Below are 1012 nucleotides of genomic sequence, written 5' to 3' on the forward strand. Positions count from 1 at the left end.
CTGACAGAGGTGCTGTGGTACACGGTGAGCACACCAGACCTGAGATCGCGCCCATCGCGAATACGCCTGCGCTGCTGCCGCCTTGTTGTTTGTTGCTTAGGTTGTTTAGCCACGTTTGTACACTGCTTGGCAATTGCAGGGTGTACACACCAAACATGGAGAGTGCCAACGTGACGAATAAGATACTCAAACCAATCAACACATATGGGTGTTGCATCGCCGCTTGGAACTGCATGCCTGCTGATGCCACCACTAAGCCGAGAAGAGGGTAAGTCAGCGCCATGCCTTGCACGTAAACTAGGGATAAACCCAGAGCGCGGCGTTGGCTGAGTTTCCCGCTGCCAAGTACGATGCTGGTCAAAATTGGGTACATTGGCAGAACACATGGCGTAAACGCTAAGCCTACACCAAGAGCTAAAAACAGCAGCGGAGTCCACCAATTGTCAGCAAGGTTCGCCGCGAGGCTGTCTTGCTCAGTGACTGGTGCTGGATCGTTGTTTGATGACACTGACGTGCTCGCCGTTGGTGATGTCGCGTTTGTTTGGTTGTTGTTTGCTGTTGATTGCGTTGGTTTTGTTGCGACTGCGGAATCAGCAATGGAAGCCGTAAAAGCGTCAATGGGAATGATGCGAGTTTCTGGCGGGTAGCAGAATCCAGCCTTTGCACAGCCTTGATATTGCACGATCACGCGTGCGCCTTCTTGCCACTCATCAAGCGGTACATTCACAAATAAAGGCGTGGTGTAGATGTGCACATCACCGAAAAATTCATCTTTATGTGGCGTGCCGTTTTCCATTTGCAGTTCGCCCAGAGAGATGTTTTCACCAGACACAGACAAGCGCTCTTGATACAGATAGTAGCCGTCTCGTACCTGCCAATCGAGCATCAATTTGTCGTCTTGTTGGTAGAAGTTAAACGGGAACGCTTGGTCGACCGGAACAAAGCTGTCGCTGCTGCTACCAAAACTGTTGTTCTGGCTACTGTTAAACTGGTCTTTGCCAAATAAAGCTAA

The 1012-nt window shown here is 50.5% G+C and carries 1 protein-coding gene; it reads right to left on the minus strand.

The annotated features are described in order from the left end of the window. Positions 1-1012, minus strand: a 1012-nt coding sequence (dsbD, locus tag R7Q47_RS26770) for a protein-disulfide reductase DsbD (protein ID WP_318090361.1), incomplete at both ends; no start/stop codon positions are given.

The organism is Vibrio sp. Vb0349 (genome assembly GCF_033338975.1).